Consider the following 17,876-nt stretch of genomic DNA (forward strand, 5'->3'; position numbering starts at 1 on the left):
GTTGCGCTTCAGCGCTCTTATTAGCGCTGAAGCGCAACAACGTACTTTTTTACAGTGATAGTTCGTTGTAAGAATTAGTTTTTAGGTGACAGGATAGCCAGCAGATGCGATCGCTTCCCGAATTTCTGTCTCCGGTTTTTCCGTTTCTACATTCACTAACTTAGTTTTAGGATCGGCTTGTACCACAGCGTTAGGATCGACTGTTTTAATCGCTTTGGTAATAGTATCGCTACAAGCAGAACAAGCCATGCTAGGCACTTTTAATTCCATGTCCAAATTTTACTCCTGTTCGAGATATTCAGTTATTTACTATTTTACTAAACCGCAGAATTTAGGATTAACGCAACTAGTTATCAAGATTACCGATTAGATCGCCCCTAATAGATCCCCCCTAACCCCCCTTACCAAGGGGGGAACTAATCTCAAAGTCCCCTTTTTAAGGGAATAACTAATCTCAAAGTCTCCCTTTTTAAGGGGGGAACTGATTTCAAAGTCCCCCTTTTTAAGGGGGGAACTATTTCAAAGTCCCCCTTTTTAAGGGGGGAACTGATTTCAAAGTCTCCCTTTTTAAGGGGGGAACTATTTCAAAGTCCCCTTTTTAAGGGGGGAACTGATTTCAAAGTCCCCTTTTTAAGGGGGGAACTATTTCAAAGTCCCCCTTTTTAAGGGGGGAACTATTTCAAAGTCCCCCTTTTTAAGGGGGATTTAGGGGGATCTACAATTTACATCCAACCTCCACCAAAACGACCATTTCTTCCACCCATCATGCCCATACCACCAGCATTAAACCAGGTTCTTAGCCAAGATTGCATTTGATGAATTTCTTGACGTTGGCTAATACTAATTTGTTCGGCTAATTTACTCACTTCATTGTGTTTAGCCAAATTATTTCCTAATAGCTGATGAGACATCATAACTGCGCCCATGTGATGAAATCGCATATCTTCCAAAAATGCTCGATCTAAATCATTTCCTTTGAGTTTAGTTAAATCTCGCATCATTGGATGATATGTTACTTTGGTATTTTGATTCGGATACCACTGTTTTAACCATTGTTGCATTTGCTGAATTTCTGCACTTTGTACTCGGATAATATCATCAGCAAATTTTCTCATTTCTGGGCGATTTGTTCCGGCTTTTAATAGTTTAGCAGTGGCGATCGCTTCTTGATGATGGGGAATCATTTGGCCCAGAAAATCAGCTTCATTTTCCACCCTCATCGAGTGCATCATTCCCATCCCCATGCCGCCGATCATTCCGGGACAACCTGTTACTGAAGAATTTGTTTCTTGATCCGTTGAGGGTGAACCAGCATTTGTTACTTGGCTAGTGGCTAAGGTTGCTGCGCCAATACCTGCAATGGCAAGAGCAATTAATAATCTGTTTGGCATTAACATATCTTTTAACCTCCCAAAGCTATTGTTTCAGCTTTCAGGAATTCATAACTTTTATGATAAAGTCTCCTCTTAGGCGGAGAGTCAAGAGAAAAAAGCGAAAATTAACTTTTTTTTCAGTTTTTTCCTTGTTCAGTGCCTTACTGCCCTCCTCTAGGTATGTTGTTGTATGTTGTTGCGCTTTAGCGCTACTGTGAGAGCGCTAAAGCGCAACAACGTACAATATTAATCAATTTCAGGCATGATAAATAAGCACTTGCCAAATTTTTGTTAGGGTAATTCACTAAAATTATGGATCTGCAACAAACTGCACAATTATTTGTCAATGGAATTGCTGTAGGTAGCGTTATTGCTCTAGCAGCAGTTGGATTAACGTTAACTTACGGAATTTTACGACTTTCCAATTTTGCTCATGGCGACTTTATGACATTAGGAGCCTATTTTACTTGGTTAGCTAATACTGCGGCGGGGATCAATATTTGGCTGTCGATGATGTTAGGGGCGATCGGTACAGTTGCGGCAATGTTATTGTCAGAAAAAATAATTTGGTCGCCAATGCGCGATCGCCGTGCCACTTCCACAACCCTCATTATCATCTCGATCGGATTGGCTTTATTTATTCGCAACGGCATCATTTTTATTTGGGGCGGTAGCAACCAATCTTATGCTTTGCCTGTAGTTTCCGCAATTGAATTTTTTGGCATTAGAATTGCTTTCTATCGAATCTTAGTGGTAATTTTGGCAATCTTAGCAATTGTGGCGTTACATTTACTATTGCAAAATACCAAAATTGGCAAAGCAATGCGGGCAGTTGCCGATAATGTTGATTTAGCCCGTGTGACAGGAATTAATGTAGAACGAGTCGTAATTTGGACTTGGGTAATTGCTGGGAGTTTAACGGCTTTGGGCGGGGGAATGTATGGTTTAATTACCGCTGTGCGCCCGAATATGGGCTGGTTTTTGATTTTGCCGATGTTTGCTTCGGTAATCTTGGGTGGGATTGGCAACCCTTATGGTGCGATCGCAGGTGCTCTAATCATCGGTTTAGTCCAAGAACTCAGCGTTCCCTTCTTGGGTAGCGAATACAAATTAGGCGTAGCACTCTTAATGATGATCGTCGTGCTACTCATTCGTCCCCAAGGTTTATTCAAAGGCACGTTATGAGTAGCAGCGACGATCGATTTTATGAGTTCAACAAAGCGAGATTACTCAATGATGTGGAAATAATAAGCAGCCACTAAAAAGTTGACTGCTAACAGAAACAGCGCCCAACCTGTACGAAATGGGTAAGGTGGTTTGCCAGTTTTGGGTACAGTTGCACCAGTCGGATTGGTAGCTGGGGTTGCCATAAAGTTTAGCTCCTAAAAGATGAGACTTTTATTAAGGAATACCAAAGAACCTTACCCTTTGGTACAAACCGATATAAATCTTTTCGTCTCTTAACAAATGCAGGGGGGCAGAGGAGAAAGTTTTAGTTTTGAGTTAATTAACTTCTCCTTGTCCCCTTGTCCCAAGAGTCCTCTGCCTACTCAAAAGCGTGGTAGGAACTCCGCACCAAGGGGCCGGAACGGACGTGGGAAAAGCCGAGTTCATGAGCGATCGCACCCAGTCGCTCGAACTCTTCGGGTGTCCAGTATTTCTGCACTGGTAGGTGTTCTAGGGAGGGGCGGAGATATTGACCGAGAGTGATGCGATCGCAACCCACTGCCCTTAAATCTTTCATTGCTTCGATGATTTCTGCTTCGGTTTCCCCATGCCCCAACATTAATCCTGATTTTGTCGGGATGTTTGGGTCAAGATTTTTAACGATTCTGAGAACGTTTAGGCTGCGATCGTATTTTGCCCCCCGACGCACTGGGTTTTGCAACCGTCGCACTGTCTCAATATTGTGGTTATAACAAGCGGGTTTTGCCTTGACTACAGTGGCAATGCGCTGATATTGCTTTTCTTCCAGCGAGATTTTTACTCCCAAGTTGCCCGGATCTAAAACACTTTCCTCTTCCCCTTGTCCCCTTGTCCCCTTGTCCCCTTGTCCCAAGAGTCCTCCCCAGAAATCAGGGGTTAATACTTCAATTTGGGTTTCCCGGTTGAGTTGGCGAATCGCTTCCATTGTTGCCACAAACCAACCTGCACCCCCATCGGGCAAATCATCTCTGGCAACAGAAGTCAGCACCACATAACGCAACCCTAACAATTGGACTGACTCGGCAACTTTTTGCGGTTCATCGGGGTCAAGGGGCATGGGTGCGTGTCCTTTGTCTACCTGGCAAAAGGCGCAAGCCCTAGTGCAAGTCGGTCCCATCAATAGAAAAGTTGCGGTTTTTTGCGAATAGCACTCACCTCGGTTCGGACAACGCCCTTCTTCACAAATAGTATGAATCTGTCTTTGTTTAATGATTCGTTGTACTGTGGAAATTTCACTTGCTTTGCCAATGCCTCGCTGTCTTAACCAAGGAGGCATGGCTTCAATTTCCTGGCGCATTTGCGAATTGACAAAACCAGATATAACTGTTGGGTTAGTTTCAGAAGACATGATAATTGGAGTAATTATATGTTAAAGAGGTTAACAGAACTCTTAATAAATAGCATGATGCACATTGTAGAGCTTTGGCTAAACTAGCATTATGATTAAGAGGCAACTTCAATCAAGCGTAATATAGTCCCTATTAGAGGAATTGGTCGTGCCAAACAAAATCTTAGTTATTGATGACAGCGGAGTGATCCGTAAAACGGTAAAAGATATGTTACCTGCTGGTAAGTTTGAGATTGTAGAAGCCAAAGATGGTGTAGAAGGGCTCAATCTCGCCAAGAAGGAAAACCCGAATTGGATTATGTTAGATTTCATCTTGCCGAAAATGAGTGGCTGGGATGTTTATCAAGAGTTGGAAAAACAACCAAAACTTCGCAAGATTCCCTTAGTAGTAATGTCAGGGCGTAAGGAAGAAGTAACATCAAAAATTCCCGATGCTTCTTTCCAATTTATTGAGTTTCTTGTTAAGCCGTTCGATCAAAAGCAACTAATGGCGGCTTTAAAAAGTTCATTCGATAAGGCAAAGCTCAGAACAGACGTAGTACCCCCTACACCAGTACCCCCAGTAACACCTCCAGCACCCCCAATAGCTGGCGATGGTGCAAGTGCAGGGGAAATTCAAGCTTTGAAACAGCAAATTGCTAAGTTGAATGCTGAGGTAGAAGGTTTGAAGAAACAACTGGCTCAAATTATGACTTTTATTAAGCAGAAATTAAAATAGTAGCCTTTGTTAAATAGGTATTTTCCTAAGTCTAGTAGTCATGGGACGCTGCTAGGCTTATTTTTATTAATTTAATATTTAATTTAAGATTTTCTCCAATTTTGCTTGCGATCGCTAAATCAGAGAACTTTGCTACAGATAGTTATATAATCAAGTTAGCTTTTAAAATTAACACCTGAGCAATTTTATTCCAATTGTGTAGCTTGACCAAACTCTACTTTTCTCAGCCTTAAACTGCCTTAACTGAACAGTATTGATGGTAATTTGTGCATTTAAATGGAGACAAGAGAATGACATTAAATTCAAATAAATCAGTCGAAAATTTTGAGGATTCTGGTTTTCTTGACTCTGAAGTTAGTTCCGATCCGGCAAATCCTGATTATGATGCTAATGTAGCAGGAATTGAACAAGATATTAATCATTTTTCCGATATTATTGCCACAGTTCCGCTTCATTCTGAACCAGAAAATGATGATAAAGCTGCTGAACGTCAAAAAAGAATTATGAGTCGCATTCCGCAGTAAGTGGCTACATAGATCCCCGACTTCTTCAAGAAGTCGGGGATCTGGCTGAATCATTGGGCGCTAAGTAGCCTTTCAATTTTTCCAAAAGCTTAGAATTTTGCAGGGTTACTCCCACTTGATTATTAAAAATTTGCATATATTTTTCATCACTTTCATCAAAACTAGCTTGGAATTGATGTGGTACTTCTAGATCGTAAGCTAGGGAAAATTCGGAAAAATCTCCGTGTTTTCTTTTATTAATTAATTGGGTGACAGCAATCAAATCACCATCAGGGTTAAATACTGGCATACATAGTAAACTGCAAGTGCGATAACCTGTTTGTCGATCGGTTTTTCTGGCTGTTTCTGAGTCTGGGTGATTGTACAAATCAAAGGGAATATTTAACAGTTTTTTGCTGGCGGCAACTTTACCAGCGTAACCTTGTCCAACTTTAATTTTGATTTCTTTAAATGAACCATCATCAAAGAGAATTTCTGTCCATAATTCTCGTTCATCATTATCTAATAACCAGAGGGTACTGCGATCGGCATGGGTAAGTTTTTTCGCTTCTTCCATTACCCTTTGCAGAATTTCTTTAATCTCCATGCTACCGTTACTAACAGTGCGTGTAGCAGCAATTAAAGCCGCTGCTACTCTTTGTCCCCGCGCTGTTTTATGATAGGAACGGAAACTTTCTAAAACTATTTTAATTTCTTGGGCATCCTTCAGCAAACGTTGTTCATCAGCAGTAGTAAAACCAAGTCGATCGATCTTTTCTGCTAAAGGCTTACTTTGAGAAACTCCCGGTTTTAATTTGTTGAGTAATTGCACCACTGCTACTAAATTTCCCTGCTCATTTAATAGCGGAGAAGTTAACATTGTATAAGTACGATAGTTATTCTTTCTGTCTTGTTCCTTTGCTGTAGTTGAGCGAGGATCGTCATAAAAATCAAAGGTAATATTAATAATTTTTTTCGAGGCTGCTACTTCACCGAGAATACCTTTATTTGTGGGAATGCGAATTTCGAGAAATTCATCACTGTCTGATTCAGCAACAATTGACCAAAATTCATTCCTTTCTTCATCTAATAAGAAGATGCTGGTGCGATCGGCATTTAACGATCTACCCATTTTTAAGGTAATTCTGCGTAAAATTGAATCGATAATTTCATCACAACCTTGAATATCCATAACGCTAGTGAGTACCGCTAAAGCTTGCGTCACCACGTTATTGGGTTGATTTTTTAATTCTTGTTTTAACGCCTCAAATTTCTTGGCATTATGCAGTGCTACGCCAGCTTGTTCGTTAAATGTTTTCATCGATTTTTGATCTTGAGAATCGAAGCTAGCTTGAAAACATTCTGGTGCTTTAGGCCAATCATTTGGGTTATATTTAGGAAAATCACCCAATCTTTTTTTGTTAACTAATTGAGTGACACCAAGTAATTCTCCATCAGGGCTAAAAACTGGCATACATAATAAACTACAAGTGCGATATCCAGTTTTTTGATCTGTGTTTTTGGCGGTTGCCGAATCGGGGTGTTTGTAAAGATCGAAAGGAATATTTAAAGGTTGGGTTGTTTGAGCAACTTTCCCAGCAAAACCTTGTCCAACCTGCACTCTAATTTCTTTAATTTCGCCATTTTCAAAGGGAATTTTTGTCCAAAGTTCATTTTTTTCTGGATCTAAAAGCCAAAGGGTACTGCGATCGGCATTCATCAATTTTTTTGCCTCTTCCATAACTCTAGTTAAAGTAGCTTCTGAGTCTAAACTACTTTGAGAAAGAGATACTGTAGCTTCTGTTAAGGCTTTTAATGCTTGGACTTTTTGAGTTTGTTTATAAAATAATTGGCACTTTTGCAGAATTTGGCGAATTTTTGGGGCATATTCAGCAAATTGTTTTTCATCTATTTCAGTAAAACCTTGGCGATCGATTCTTTCTGATAATGAGGTGCGGGGATTATTATGGGGTTTAAGCTTATTAATTAATTGAATAACTGTAACTACATCTTTCTGTTCATTGAACAGTGGTATAACTAACCTATTGTATATGGGATAGTAAGTTTTTTCTCTGCCAACATCTGTAAATAAATTAATATTTCCATTGCCAAACTTAAAGGGCTGATTAATCAGTTTTTTGAAGTTACTAACTATACTTTCACTTTGTTGATTAACATTTATTTCTAATTCTGGTTGCTGCCCATACCTATCTGTAGCAGTAATTGACCAAAGTTCTTGATTTTCTTCATCAATGAAAAAAATTCTCGTGCGTTCAGCATTCATCAATTCACCTAATTTCTTGGTGATTGAACCGATTATTTCTTTCAAAATAAAGTCAAAAGCTTTGCCTTCCATTGCATCTAACATAGAAAGTAATTTTTGCTCTTGAGCTTCAATAACCTGCAAAAAATCTGCCTGCAATTCAGCTAAAGCTTTGCTAACCCAAATGTGGTGAAATATCTCTCGATAGATGCGGTTACAAATTTTTAATTTTCCTTGTTGTTTAACTACTAAACCGGAAAGACGCAATTCTATTTGTTCTGTACTTTCATCGGCTATAACTTCTTCTGACCGCAAAACTTTTTGATAAATGTTTAGTAGCGATCGCGATCTTTTACTAATTGTCAGTAACCGATCTCTAATCGTTCTTAAATGTGGTGGTTCATCTCCGGCTTCCCAATTTTCAATTAAACGCGATCGCACCAAGTTTTCTACAAATTTTTCTTCTTGACCTGTGGGAATATCAGCTTCTAAACTATAAATTAAATTACACAATTTTTGGGTGAGAAATGGTTGTCCGCCCGTCCAATCTAACACAGCTTTTAATATAACTTGAGGGTGACGTACTTTATTGGCTAAACCTGCCACTAAAGAGCCAATTTCCTCTAGTTTAAACCCATTTAATTCAATAGCACGTCCAATATTAAAAGGTGTAGTTTTCTTGTCTTGAATTAAATCGGAGGGAGTTGCTACCCCCATTAAAGCAAAAGTAATTCGGTTGTCAGGTTCATTGCAAGAACGAATATAAGCAAAAAAATTATCGGTGGGAAAGTTGAGGTTAAGAACGCTATCAATCTCGTCAATAAAAATAATAATTTTTTGATTAACTGATTCTAAAAGTACTTCTTCGATAAATTCGCTTAATCGATGTACAGGTGTGAGAAAAGCGCGATCGCGCAACCAACATTGTAAATTAATTTTTTCTACTAATTGAAAGCTGGTTAATAGCCGTCGCATGATTCCCGCATACCATTGATCCGGCGTAATATCCTGACTACCAATTTTATTTAAATCAATTGCTGCACAGGCGAAACCTTTAACTTGTAATCTGTGCATTGTTCGCACTCTCAAGCTAGTTTTCCCCATCTGTCGGGAATTCAAAACATAACAGAACTCACCAGCTTTTAAACCTTCATAAAGTTCTCGATCTGCTTGTCGTACAACATAGCTAGGTGCATCTAAAGGTAAATGTCCGCCAACTTTATAAGTGTAGGTTGAGTTTCCTGTGGTAATCATTATTATTTATTAATCAGTAGAGAACACCGCTAGTGCAAGAAGGCAGAATGGAAGAAACTTTTTTTGATGATTCTCTCGCTATTGGTCAATACTTAATTGCTTGTTCATAGGCGATCGCGAAAATAAAATTTGTACAAATTAAATCGCGGAATTACTTGATTACCCTGAAATTTCACCAATCCCATACTATGTAATTTAAATGCTGGCACAGATTCCAATTCTATCGCTGTGTCCGCCGTCACTACTTGAGCAAAAGCATCTGCTAATTCTGGATGCTGTTGCAAACTCCATAAATGTCTCCGCAAATGGTCATTATAAAGACCCGCCTCTGTAGGCGCAGTTTCTAAAAGTTTTTCTAAGGTAATTTCCTTTTGAGAAATTCGATAAAGTGCTAATCTAATTAAATAAGGATGTCCCCCTACTAAAGCCATTAATTGCTCAATCTTACTGGTTTGCCAATTTAAGTGATGTCGCTCGATTAAAACCTGTACCTGATTAAAATTAAACTCCGGCAATTCAATGGGCAACCCCACATTAAACGGTGATTGGTTAACATTTAAAGGTATATAAACTTCAGTGGAATGTACTACCACTAACCGCAATTTTCCCCAAAGATTACTATCACCACTGCCATATCCCGCTTCCTCAAACCAAGCACGTAGCAAGCCAAAAAAATCATCAGCAATTTTCGGGTATTGGAAAATGCGATCGACTTCATCCAAACCTAAAACTAACGCATTATCTGCTGCTGGTAACAGATATTCTTCAAAATAAATTGTGCAATTGTCCTTACTTCCGTAGGTATCACTCCAAAATTTATCTAGTTGAGAAGCTAAACCTAATTTGCGCGAAATAATCGCACAAAACCATCTCAAAAGCTGATTTAAATCCGTAAAAATTTCTGTATCTGCTAACTGAAAACTCAAAGGAACTGTCCGGTAACTTAATTTTTCTTCTGCATGATACAAAAGCCTCGCCATTAAAGATGTTTTGCCCATCTGTCTGGGTGCTTTAATCCGAATTAACGCCCCCGGTTGAGAAATAGCTGAGTAGCACTGATTTTCACAAGGAACTCTTTCCACATAAAAAGCTGAAGCTAGGCGCACTTGTCCGCTGGGTATTTCTGGGTCTGCTACTGGTAAAGGAATTGCAGGCGTAACCTCGTCAGTATATGGAGGTGTAGATTTATCCCATGTGACTTCTTTTCCTGATAATAAATTACTGATTTCTTCGAGTAAACAAGGCGTATCATTAGGGGAATTCCACTCCCGTTGTCGTACTTCTGCTAAATAGCCACGTAAATCATGATTTAGAATAGTATTAGCTGGACAATTTACCCGAATAGTTAATAATGTTAACTGATGATTTCGTTGGCGATCGCGCAACTCCCGCACCCGTCGTAAAATTTCAATCACCATTTCACTTACCGCAGATTCGGGAGATAACAGCAGCAAAAAATAATCTGATTGCTGTAATTTCTGATTAATATCAGCCACCCAATCTGCCTGGGCTTGATATGAATGAGAATTTCCGACTACCCCATTGTTAAAATTTAGAGGAAACTTGTATGATTGTCCGCCTAATTGGGCGATCGATCGCTCTAACTCCGTAGCTAAACTAGTATCCGGTTGCTGATGATGATAGCTAATAAAAAAAGTCTTGCTGGTACCTGTCCTGTCTAATTGGGAATTTTTAGCTTTATATGCTCTGGTTATTGCACCTTGTAAAGTTTTTTTCTTAACTTCTTCACCTAATACTTGAGATAACTTTCTCCATAGCCTATAAGCAACATCCTTTTCCACATATTCAGGATTTTCAGGATGAATCTTTTCGTAAGTCAGTCCCGACCAAGAACCAATAAATACCTTTCTTTCTAAATCACTCAAATACTTTCCCGCATCATCATAGACTAACTTATCTACAAATTCCAAAGCTTGCTCAACTTCCATATAATCAACTTATTTCCTATTGCTGCTGCCTGGTTAAAATTCTCTAATCTTAATTCACCCTGAGCAATCAGGATTAGTATAACAAAAATTTAGAATTATTGTCCATAAACCTTAAATTACTGAGCTTTACAGAGGTTTCCTGAAAAATTCTGAATCAAGTAATTTAATCGCACAGACTTTTGCTAAACCATCAAAAATTAAATAGATCCTGAATTTTTCTATACATGGACTTTTCTGGTTTGCTATTGCTTAAAATATTGCTATAACTACTATTAAAGCCTATTAATGGTTTATTTTGAACTCTAAGACAAAACAGATAATACTAACGCAGTTTTCCCAGGGACAGTCTATCAAAATACTAATAAAGCAGGCCAATACTTACCCAAACAACCAATTGAAAATATTTCCGGGGGGGGGAACTAATGTACAATCCTACAAAATACATGATCGATGGTTTCGTAGAAAACATACAAGCGGGCTACCGTCGCAATTACGGAGGTTTGAAACCGGACTACGCCGACATTATCGGCTGGGCGGCTAACATGGCGCTAGAAAATATTGCCAACAGCGACGCTCTCTACCACAATGTTGAGCACACAATCTATGTCACCTTAGTGGGACAGGAAATTCTTTGGGGTAAGCATATTCGTGAAGGTGGAGTAACTTGTGAAGATTGGTTACATTGTATCATTTCTCTTTTATGTCATGATATCGGATTTGTCAAAGGCGTGTGCAGAACTGACAAACCATCGGAAAGAAAATATGCTACAGGTATCGATGATTTGATGATTACACTACCCTTTGGTTGTACTGATGCCAGCCTGAATAACTATCACGTAGACCGAGGTAAATTATTTATTCAAGAACGTTTTGGCGGTCACAGAATTATTGATGCCAATATCATCAAAAAGAATATTGAATTAACTCGTTTTCCCGTACCAAATGATAAAGACCACCAGGATACCAAGGAATATCCTGGCTTAGTGCGTGCCGGGGATTTAATTGGTCAATTAAGTGACCCCCGCTATTTACAAAAAATTAGTGCTTTGTTTTATGAATTTGAAGAAACAGGAACTAATAAAACTTTGGGTTATAAAAACCCCAATGACTTACGCAAAAACTATCCCAAATTTTATTGGGGAGTAGTTTACCCTTATATTGAACCAGCTTTGGAATTTCTCGACGTAACGTTGGAGGGTAAGCAAATTTTGGCTAATTTATTTTCCAATGTATTTCGCATGGAACATTCTAAACAGCAAGATAATTAGCAAGTAAGTAGGTGTAAATAAATAAAGTGATAATAGTTAGATTCGGATGGGGCGGGCAGGATGCCCACCCCACAAGAAAGCTGTAACTCTTGTGGGGTGGGCATCCTGCCCGCCTTAATTTTCATTTTATTTATATCTACCTACTTAATGGGATTTGGAGATGGGATAAAATCCCAAAAATCCCTTCTTTTCCCATTACTAATACCCCTAATCTATCTCTCTTCTGCCCTCCAAAGCACGGGCTAATGTTACTTCATCGGCATATTCTAAATCTCCACCTACTGGTAAACCAAAAGCAATTCGCGTTACTTTGGTGAAAGGTTTTAATAATTGACCGACATAAAGAGTAGTTGTCTCACCTTCTACGCTAGGAGTAATTGCTAAAATTACTTCTTTTGGCTTTTGCTGACTTACCCTTCTGACTAATGGGGAAACATTTAATTGTTCGGGTCCAATGCCATCCATCGGGGAAATTACACCACCTAAAACGTGATATTTGCCGCTAAATTCTCGCGTTTTTTCTAAAGCAATGACATCGCGAGAATCAGCGACTACACAAATAGTATGGTTATCCCGGTTTTGATTGCGGCAAATTTCGCAAACTGGTTCAGCTGATAGGTGAAAACAAACGGAACATAAACCTACTTGCTGTTTAGCTTCGATTAAAGCTTGGGCAAGTGCTTGTACTTCATCTTCGGACCGTTTCAAAATATGTAAAGCCAAGCGTTGCGCCGTTTTTGGGCCAACTCCTGGTAAACGTTGTAATTGTTCAATCAAACGAGCTAAAGGGCGTGTATATACCATTTTCAGTTATGAATGCTGAGTACTGAATCAGGATTTTCGCCTCAGCATTCAAATGCTAACAAGTTTAGAAGTCAAAGTAGATATAAGGTAGACCTTGTTTGGGGGCTAACATCCAAACTGCGTACAAACTCAGGGGTACTAACATAATTTTGATCGGCCAATTTAGTTGTAGCTTTAAACCGCGATGTAGGGCGAAAATTATTGCCATGATGCCGACTATTGCCCAAAGTAATAAGGCGATTTCTCCTCTTTGGAGTCCGATCGCTTCTAAGTATACCTTTTGGGCAAACTGAATATCAGCATTGTGTCCCCACAAATGAGTAAATACCCAAGTCGCATCTCTTAAATTAGGCAATCGGAAAAAGATCCAAGAAGTAAATACCATTAATTGCGTAATCGCCCAAGCTACCAGGATACCGGGAATAGTTTGCCACCATTTTTTCAGGATTGAAACATTATCAGATAGAGTTTCTGTTAAGCGGTGAACTACTAAAGCGATGCCGTGATATGCACCCCAAACTACAAAACCCCAAGCTGCACCATGCCAAATTCCGGCAATTAACATGACAATTAATAAGTTTAAACAGGTGCGTTTTAAACCTTGTCGAGAACCGCCCAGGGGAAAGTAAAGATAATTCCGCAACCAATCTCCTAATGTAATATGCCAACGTCGCCAAAATTCAGCAATGCTAGTAGTAAAATAGGGAAAATCAAAATTTGGCGGTAAGTTTAATCCCATTAACAAAGCTGTACCCAAGGCAATATCAACATAGCCACTAAAATCGAGGTACAGTTGTAAACCATAAGCAAAGGTCGCTAACCACAAATCTCCGCTACCAGCACGTTCTAAATTATCAAAGCTGACTCCGACTAAAATGCCGATTCGATCGGCTATTAAGGCTTTTTTCACTGCCCCACAAGCGATTAACCAAAGTCCTTCTACTATTTGATTGGTGCTAGGAAATCGCAGGGTATTTAGTTGCGCTGCTAAGTGATGATATCGGGTAATTGGCCCAGAAATTAATTTAGGAAAGAACAGTTTATAGGTAGAAAATTTGAGGAAGTTTCCGGTAGCTGGCGCACCGCGATAAACATCAATTAAATAAGCGATACATTCAAAACAGAAGAAGGAAATTCCCAAGGGGGCAATTAGTTGTAGATTCAGCCAAGTTGCTTGTTCTTTGATTACTGGTAAGTTAAATAGATATGCGATCGAATTTAAAAAGAACGGTATATACTTAAAGCCAAACAGTAAGACAACATTCAAGAAAATCCCTAGCCATAAAAAGCGCAAGCGTTTCTTATTCCAGTTTTCTTGTACTGTTTGCCATTCTTGATTAGACATTCGCCAATCTTTAGAATTTAACCTTAATAGCGATCGTTTACCTAAGATTAATCCCAGACGAAAGTTAAACAATGTCAGGGCAAAAAGTAGCGGAATGTAATAAATTTGGATCGAAGCATAGAAGATTACGCTGGCTAACAAAAGTATCCATAACCGCAACCACTGACTTTGAATTAACCAGTAAATTGCCAGGACAGCTAATAAGAATACGCCATATAACAGGGAAACAAATGTCATTCTTGCTAGTTGGTAGTTAGTAGTTGGTAGTTGGGGACTAGGGCGGGGTTAGGGGTTAGGGGGTAGGGGTTAGGGGATGGGGGAAAGGGTGTAGGGTTTGGGGAAGAAGACATATTCCGCTACACCCCACACCCCAACCCCCAACCCCCAGATTCTCCCCATCTCCCCATCCCCCCATCTCCCCATCCCCCCATCTCTCTATCTCCCCACTTCCCCGTTATTTTTGGGCCAAGGAATCAGGGGATCTTGTGCTAGTCTTTTAGCTACAGCAGCAGCACCGTAGCGGTTTAGGTGACTGGGATCTGAGAAATATTCATTTTTTCTCGGCCATAATTGATTCCAATTGCGGAACACGAATCCTTTTCTTAAGGAAAGGCGCAACATATACATTTCAAATTCTTTTTCGTATTGTCGCCTGTGGGCATCTAAGTATTCTCTAGTTAGGGGTAAATTAATGAAAACGAGGGGAATTTGCCGGGATTGAGTATACTGCACTAAAGATTCTAAGGCGGCGTTTTGTGGCCCTCCTAAATAAAAATCTTTGTAGTCAGTATCATAATCTCCTTTGACTTTGGCGTGTTTTTCGTAGTAGGTTTCAGGATCGAAGCGGAGAGAAATTGGTAAGAAACCATCCCAATTTAGGGGACGTTCTTCTATTTGTTGATTTTCCGATCGCACTTTCTCCGGTTTTTCTGGTTCCCCAAAAGTCTTGGCAAACCAATCGCGTAATTTGGCATTTAAGCGATCGCGTTCTTCATAACTTGCGGAAATCTCACCTAATTTTTGATTTAACACATTATCAACATCTTGGGCTTTTATTTCCCCGATATTTCCTGATAATTCCGCCACTATTGGTGGAGTTTCTGACTGCTTTTCTGGAGTTTGATTATCTAAATTTTTTGGTTTATGAAATGTCCCTGTTGCTACTTCTTTGTAACCTGGAGATGCTGCCAGTTTGCTATAAGTTAAATCAAATCTCCCGCTATTGACAGCCCTTGCACCATCTGCCCAAATAATCAATTTTGGCATTTGTTCTGGGGTGAGAATCCGGCGAACTAATAGGTCAGCAATTTGAGCCGTTGCGCCATTAATTCCGAAGTTGAAAATTTTAACTTGGCCGTAACCTTGCTCTGCTAAAGCTTTTTGCAAAATTGCCGGATCGATACCACGCATAGCGCGAGAACTGCCGATAATTAATATATCAGGTGGGCCTTGTTTCTGGACTTGCTTTTGGTAAATTGCCAGCTTTTCATCAAACTGATCGTTGTCAAAACTGGGAAAATCTGGCTGTTTCACACTTAAGGTAACATTTTCCCCGGTTGGGTCTACCCTTACTTCAGTATTTCCTGGTTTTGTAAATCCAGTGGTATCAAAAATATTTTCTGGTAGGCGGCGTTTTCCCTGGCGAGATCTTCGGTTTTGGGTGGTATTTTCCTGAACTAATTCTCTGTTTGCTGCTGCTTGTTGTTCCGGGGTGAGATTTTCATATCTTTCTCGGAAAGCGGCATCATTTAACACCGCAGAATTTTCTTGGGGACTGTCAGGAATTTTCAGTACACTACCGACAATTAAATCTGTACTTAAAGCCAACATAATGCCCAAAGCGCCCCAAACTAAAGCTACTCTTGCGCCGCTGTAATTAGCATTTCCTGGTAAAGCTAAGAAATTTTGTTTGGTTTCGCTGGGGGTGCAAATTTGCGATCGCGTCAACACCCCATAGCAAGATTGCCCAAATTTATTAACTCCCTCTTGAACTTTTTCAACTTGCGTTTCTAGCCAACCAGATGGTATATCTTCTATATTGGGAGCCGCACTTTTTAAACCCGAATCTTCTGGTTCCGAGTCAATTTCTTCGGTGACAAAATGTTCGGTAGTTGCAAAGTCTGGGGCAGTTTCTGGAACTACTACACCGCGAGCCGCAAAATCTTTTCCGAAAGTCCAACTTGGTTGTTTTTCCCCCGATCGCCGACCGTAAACTCTTACCCCAGCAATCCCCGGAATTTGCAGTTCACCGATCAACTGAATCACGGGCGAACTCACTTGCTGTTGCAGCGGACAAACTAGCGCATCAGTCATCACATACAGCAAATCTTCCCGCCGCCGCACTTGAATGCGAATTCCGCCTGTTGCTAAGCGCCAATCAATATCTGTATTTAATAATTGTCCGAGCAAAAATTCCAAAGCTTCTTCATCGCCATTCGCTGCTAGGGAGCGAGTAGACTGCGCTAATTGGGGATGATTATTCCCTGGTAAATCTAACCATTCTACCCAAACTGGGGTTTCGTCTAAATGTTCGTGACCATAAATAATCGCTGCTTTCAACCCTTGGGGAGCTAAGCTTCTTAACATTGGGGTGAGATTTGCGATCGCCTTATGCTTATTTGGCACAATATCTGGGCGAATATTGTAATCTCCCAGGTGCAATTGCTTAATTCTTTCCCTGTTCGGCGTAGTGCAGGAAATATGTAGTGTTGACTCCTTAATCACCACCGAAATTTCCATACCATGATCTTGCGGGCGGTTGAGCAAGCGTTCGATCGCTGCCTCATCCCCCCACTGCGCCCACTCCCGCAGCATCTCTTCTGGCGGCGTTAAATCCACCCGTAGCATCCAATCAGGAGACTCTTCCCCTGTCACCTGACTGAGAATTACTGCATCTTGGAAACCTTCCAACTTTAACTCCCGTAATTGTTGCGCTACGGGTGCAGCTAACAAGGAAGGATCGGGACTGTAACCACTTTCGCAGAATACCCATAACCGCTGCTTCGGTGTCCCTAAATCTTGACTTTTAAAAGGATTTTCCCGGTGGCTACTTTTTGTCTTCACCGGGAGGATTTTGGTAGCTACTTTCACCGTCACTCCCAGATGACTCAGAAGCTTAGTTAAATAATGAGCGATCGCTTCTGGATTACCTTGACGCGCCTGACTTTCCCAATACTCACTATCACCAACTACCTGGGCACTAACCGTTTTTGAAGCTGTTCCCTCACTGCTTGATTTCATCGCTAACTCTTGACTCTTCTTAACTGGTAGGGCTTCTCCAGAATTGGTTGCTATTGGTGTGAGCAACTGTTGAATATCTAGTTGTTCTGTCCAATTTGGTCGTTTTTCACCCAACACCCGACCGTAAAGAAACACCCGGTTAATTGGCAGATGTTCCCCACCCAACAAGTCTTCTAGTTTAGTAGCTTCCAGAGCTTGTGTCACTCGCTCGATGGCGTTTTGCTTGTTGGGACAATCTTGACCTTCCCAGAGAATATGCAGAGTATTCTCCCGTACCCGGACTCGTACCTGCATCTGTGCAAGTACTAGCTCTCTTTCAACCCACTGAGTCAGGTTGATTGGGTCAGATGTAATTTGGCGTTGCTCTATGTTCAACATTAGGGCGCTTAATAAAGACTGAGGAAGAAACAGAGGTCTAACCTTACTTTTTTGAATGCCGACCCAGGTTTCTCGCTAAATCAAATTACGAGTGGCATTATATCCTGCTCCGGTCAAAATACAATCATTTAATCGGGATTTTTGGATCTCCCAATGGCAAATCTGTCTCACAATAATGAATAAGTAGTTGCTCTGCCTCCTCCAAAAAAAAGTAATCAATTTTACAG

The 17,876-nt window shown here is 40.3% G+C and carries 13 protein-coding genes; 4 read left to right on the top strand and 9 right to left on the bottom strand.

The window, feature by feature from the left end; all coding sequences use genetic code 11:
* Window positions 1-81 precede the first annotated feature (81 nt).
* Both ACE1CC_RS23290 and ACE1CC_RS23295 read right to left on the bottom strand, forming a co-directional pair.
* A complete protein-coding gene (locus tag ACE1CC_RS23290; RefSeq protein WP_413272822.1) occupies window positions 82-270 on the bottom strand; it encodes a heavy-metal-associated domain-containing protein in 189 nt (62 codons plus the stop codon).
* 452 nt (window positions 271-722) lie between these two features.
* A complete protein-coding gene (locus ACE1CC_RS23295) occupies window positions 723-1,397 on the bottom strand; it encodes a DUF305 domain-containing protein (protein WP_413272823.1) in 675 nt (224 codons plus the stop codon).
* Window positions 1,398-1,685: 288 nt separating this feature from the next.
* On the opposite strand from ACE1CC_RS23295, the gene ACE1CC_RS23300 reads away from it, so the two are divergent.
* On the top strand, window positions 1,686-2,558 hold the full coding sequence (locus tag ACE1CC_RS23300) for a branched-chain amino acid ABC transporter permease (RefSeq protein WP_413272824.1): 873 nt from the start codon (window positions 1,686-1,688) through the stop codon (window positions 2,556-2,558).
* A gap of 41 nt (window positions 2,559-2,599) precedes the next feature.
* Here the strand turns inward: ACE1CC_RS23300 and psaX are convergent, their stop codons facing one another.
* Entirely contained in the window at window positions 2,600-2,743 is a 144-nt protein-coding gene (gene psaX, locus ACE1CC_RS23305; protein ID WP_413272825.1) for a photosystem I protein PsaX, read from the bottom strand.
* Window positions 2,744-2,919: 176 nt separating this feature from the next.
* Entirely contained in the window at window positions 2,920-3,927 is a 1,008-nt protein-coding gene (locus ACE1CC_RS23310) for a lipoyl synthase (protein ID WP_413272826.1), read from the bottom strand.
* 148 nt (window positions 3,928-4,075) lie between these two features.
* Between ACE1CC_RS23310 and ACE1CC_RS23315 the strand changes: the two genes are divergently transcribed.
* Together ACE1CC_RS23315 and ACE1CC_RS23320 are read left to right on the top strand one after the other, a co-directional pair.
* A complete protein-coding gene (locus ACE1CC_RS23315; RefSeq protein ID WP_413272827.1) occupies window positions 4,076-4,645 on the top strand; it encodes a response regulator in 570 nt (189 codons plus the stop codon).
* A gap of 290 nt (window positions 4,646-4,935) precedes the next feature.
* The gene (locus ACE1CC_RS23320; RefSeq protein ID WP_413272828.1) at window positions 4,936-5,169 is read left to right on the top strand and encodes a hypothetical protein; all 234 of its coding nucleotides are present in this window, start codon (window positions 4,936-4,938) and stop codon (window positions 5,167-5,169) included.
* 25 nt (window positions 5,170-5,194) lie between these two features.
* Here ACE1CC_RS23320 and ACE1CC_RS23325 read toward each other — a convergent pair whose 3' ends face one another.
* Together ACE1CC_RS23325 and ACE1CC_RS23330 are read right to left on the bottom strand one after the other, a co-directional pair.
* Entirely contained in the window at window positions 5,195-8,665 is a 3,471-nt protein-coding gene (locus ACE1CC_RS23325; RefSeq protein WP_413272829.1) for a GAF domain-containing protein, read from the bottom strand.
* A gap of 104 nt (window positions 8,666-8,769) precedes the next feature.
* A complete protein-coding gene (locus ACE1CC_RS23330; protein ID WP_413272830.1) occupies window positions 8,770-10,614 on the bottom strand; it encodes an AAA-like domain-containing protein in 1,845 nt (614 codons plus the stop codon).
* 422 nt (window positions 10,615-11,036) lie between these two features.
* On the opposite strand from ACE1CC_RS23330, the gene ACE1CC_RS23335 reads away from it, so the two are divergent.
* Window positions 11,037-11,882 (top strand): Npun_R2479 family HD domain-containing metalloprotein, encoded by an 846-nt coding sequence (locus ACE1CC_RS23335; RefSeq protein WP_413272831.1) that lies wholly within the window; start codon window positions 11,037-11,039, stop codon window positions 11,880-11,882.
* 207 nt (window positions 11,883-12,089) lie between these two features.
* Here ACE1CC_RS23335 and recR read toward each other — a convergent pair whose 3' ends face one another.
* The 3 genes from recR to ACE1CC_RS23350 all read right to left on the bottom strand — a co-directional run bounded on the left by recR (window position 12,090) and on the right by ACE1CC_RS23350 (window position 17,649).
* Window positions 12,090-12,686, bottom strand: coding sequence for a recombination mediator RecR (recR, locus tag ACE1CC_RS23340; protein ID WP_413272832.1), 597 nt, complete (start codon window positions 12,684-12,686; stop codon window positions 12,090-12,092).
* Window positions 12,687-12,750: 64 nt separating this feature from the next.
* Window positions 12,751-14,268: an MBOAT family O-acyltransferase gene (locus tag ACE1CC_RS23345; protein ID WP_413272833.1), complete on the bottom strand. Its 1,518-nt coding sequence runs from the start codon at window positions 14,266-14,268 to the stop codon at window positions 12,751-12,753.
* A 198-nt stretch (window positions 14,269-14,466) separates the two neighbouring features.
* On the bottom strand, window positions 14,467-17,649 hold the full coding sequence (locus ACE1CC_RS23350; RefSeq protein ID WP_413272834.1) for a hypothetical protein: 3,183 nt from the start codon (window positions 17,647-17,649) through the stop codon (window positions 14,467-14,469).
* Between the last annotated feature and the right edge of the window lie 227 nt (window positions 17,650-17,876).

Origin of the sequence: Floridaenema aerugineum BLCC-F46, from assembly GCF_041929345.1 — a bacterium.
Lineage (GTDB): Bacteria > Cyanobacteriota > Cyanobacteriia > Cyanobacteriales > Aerosakkonemataceae > Floridanema > Floridanema aerugineum.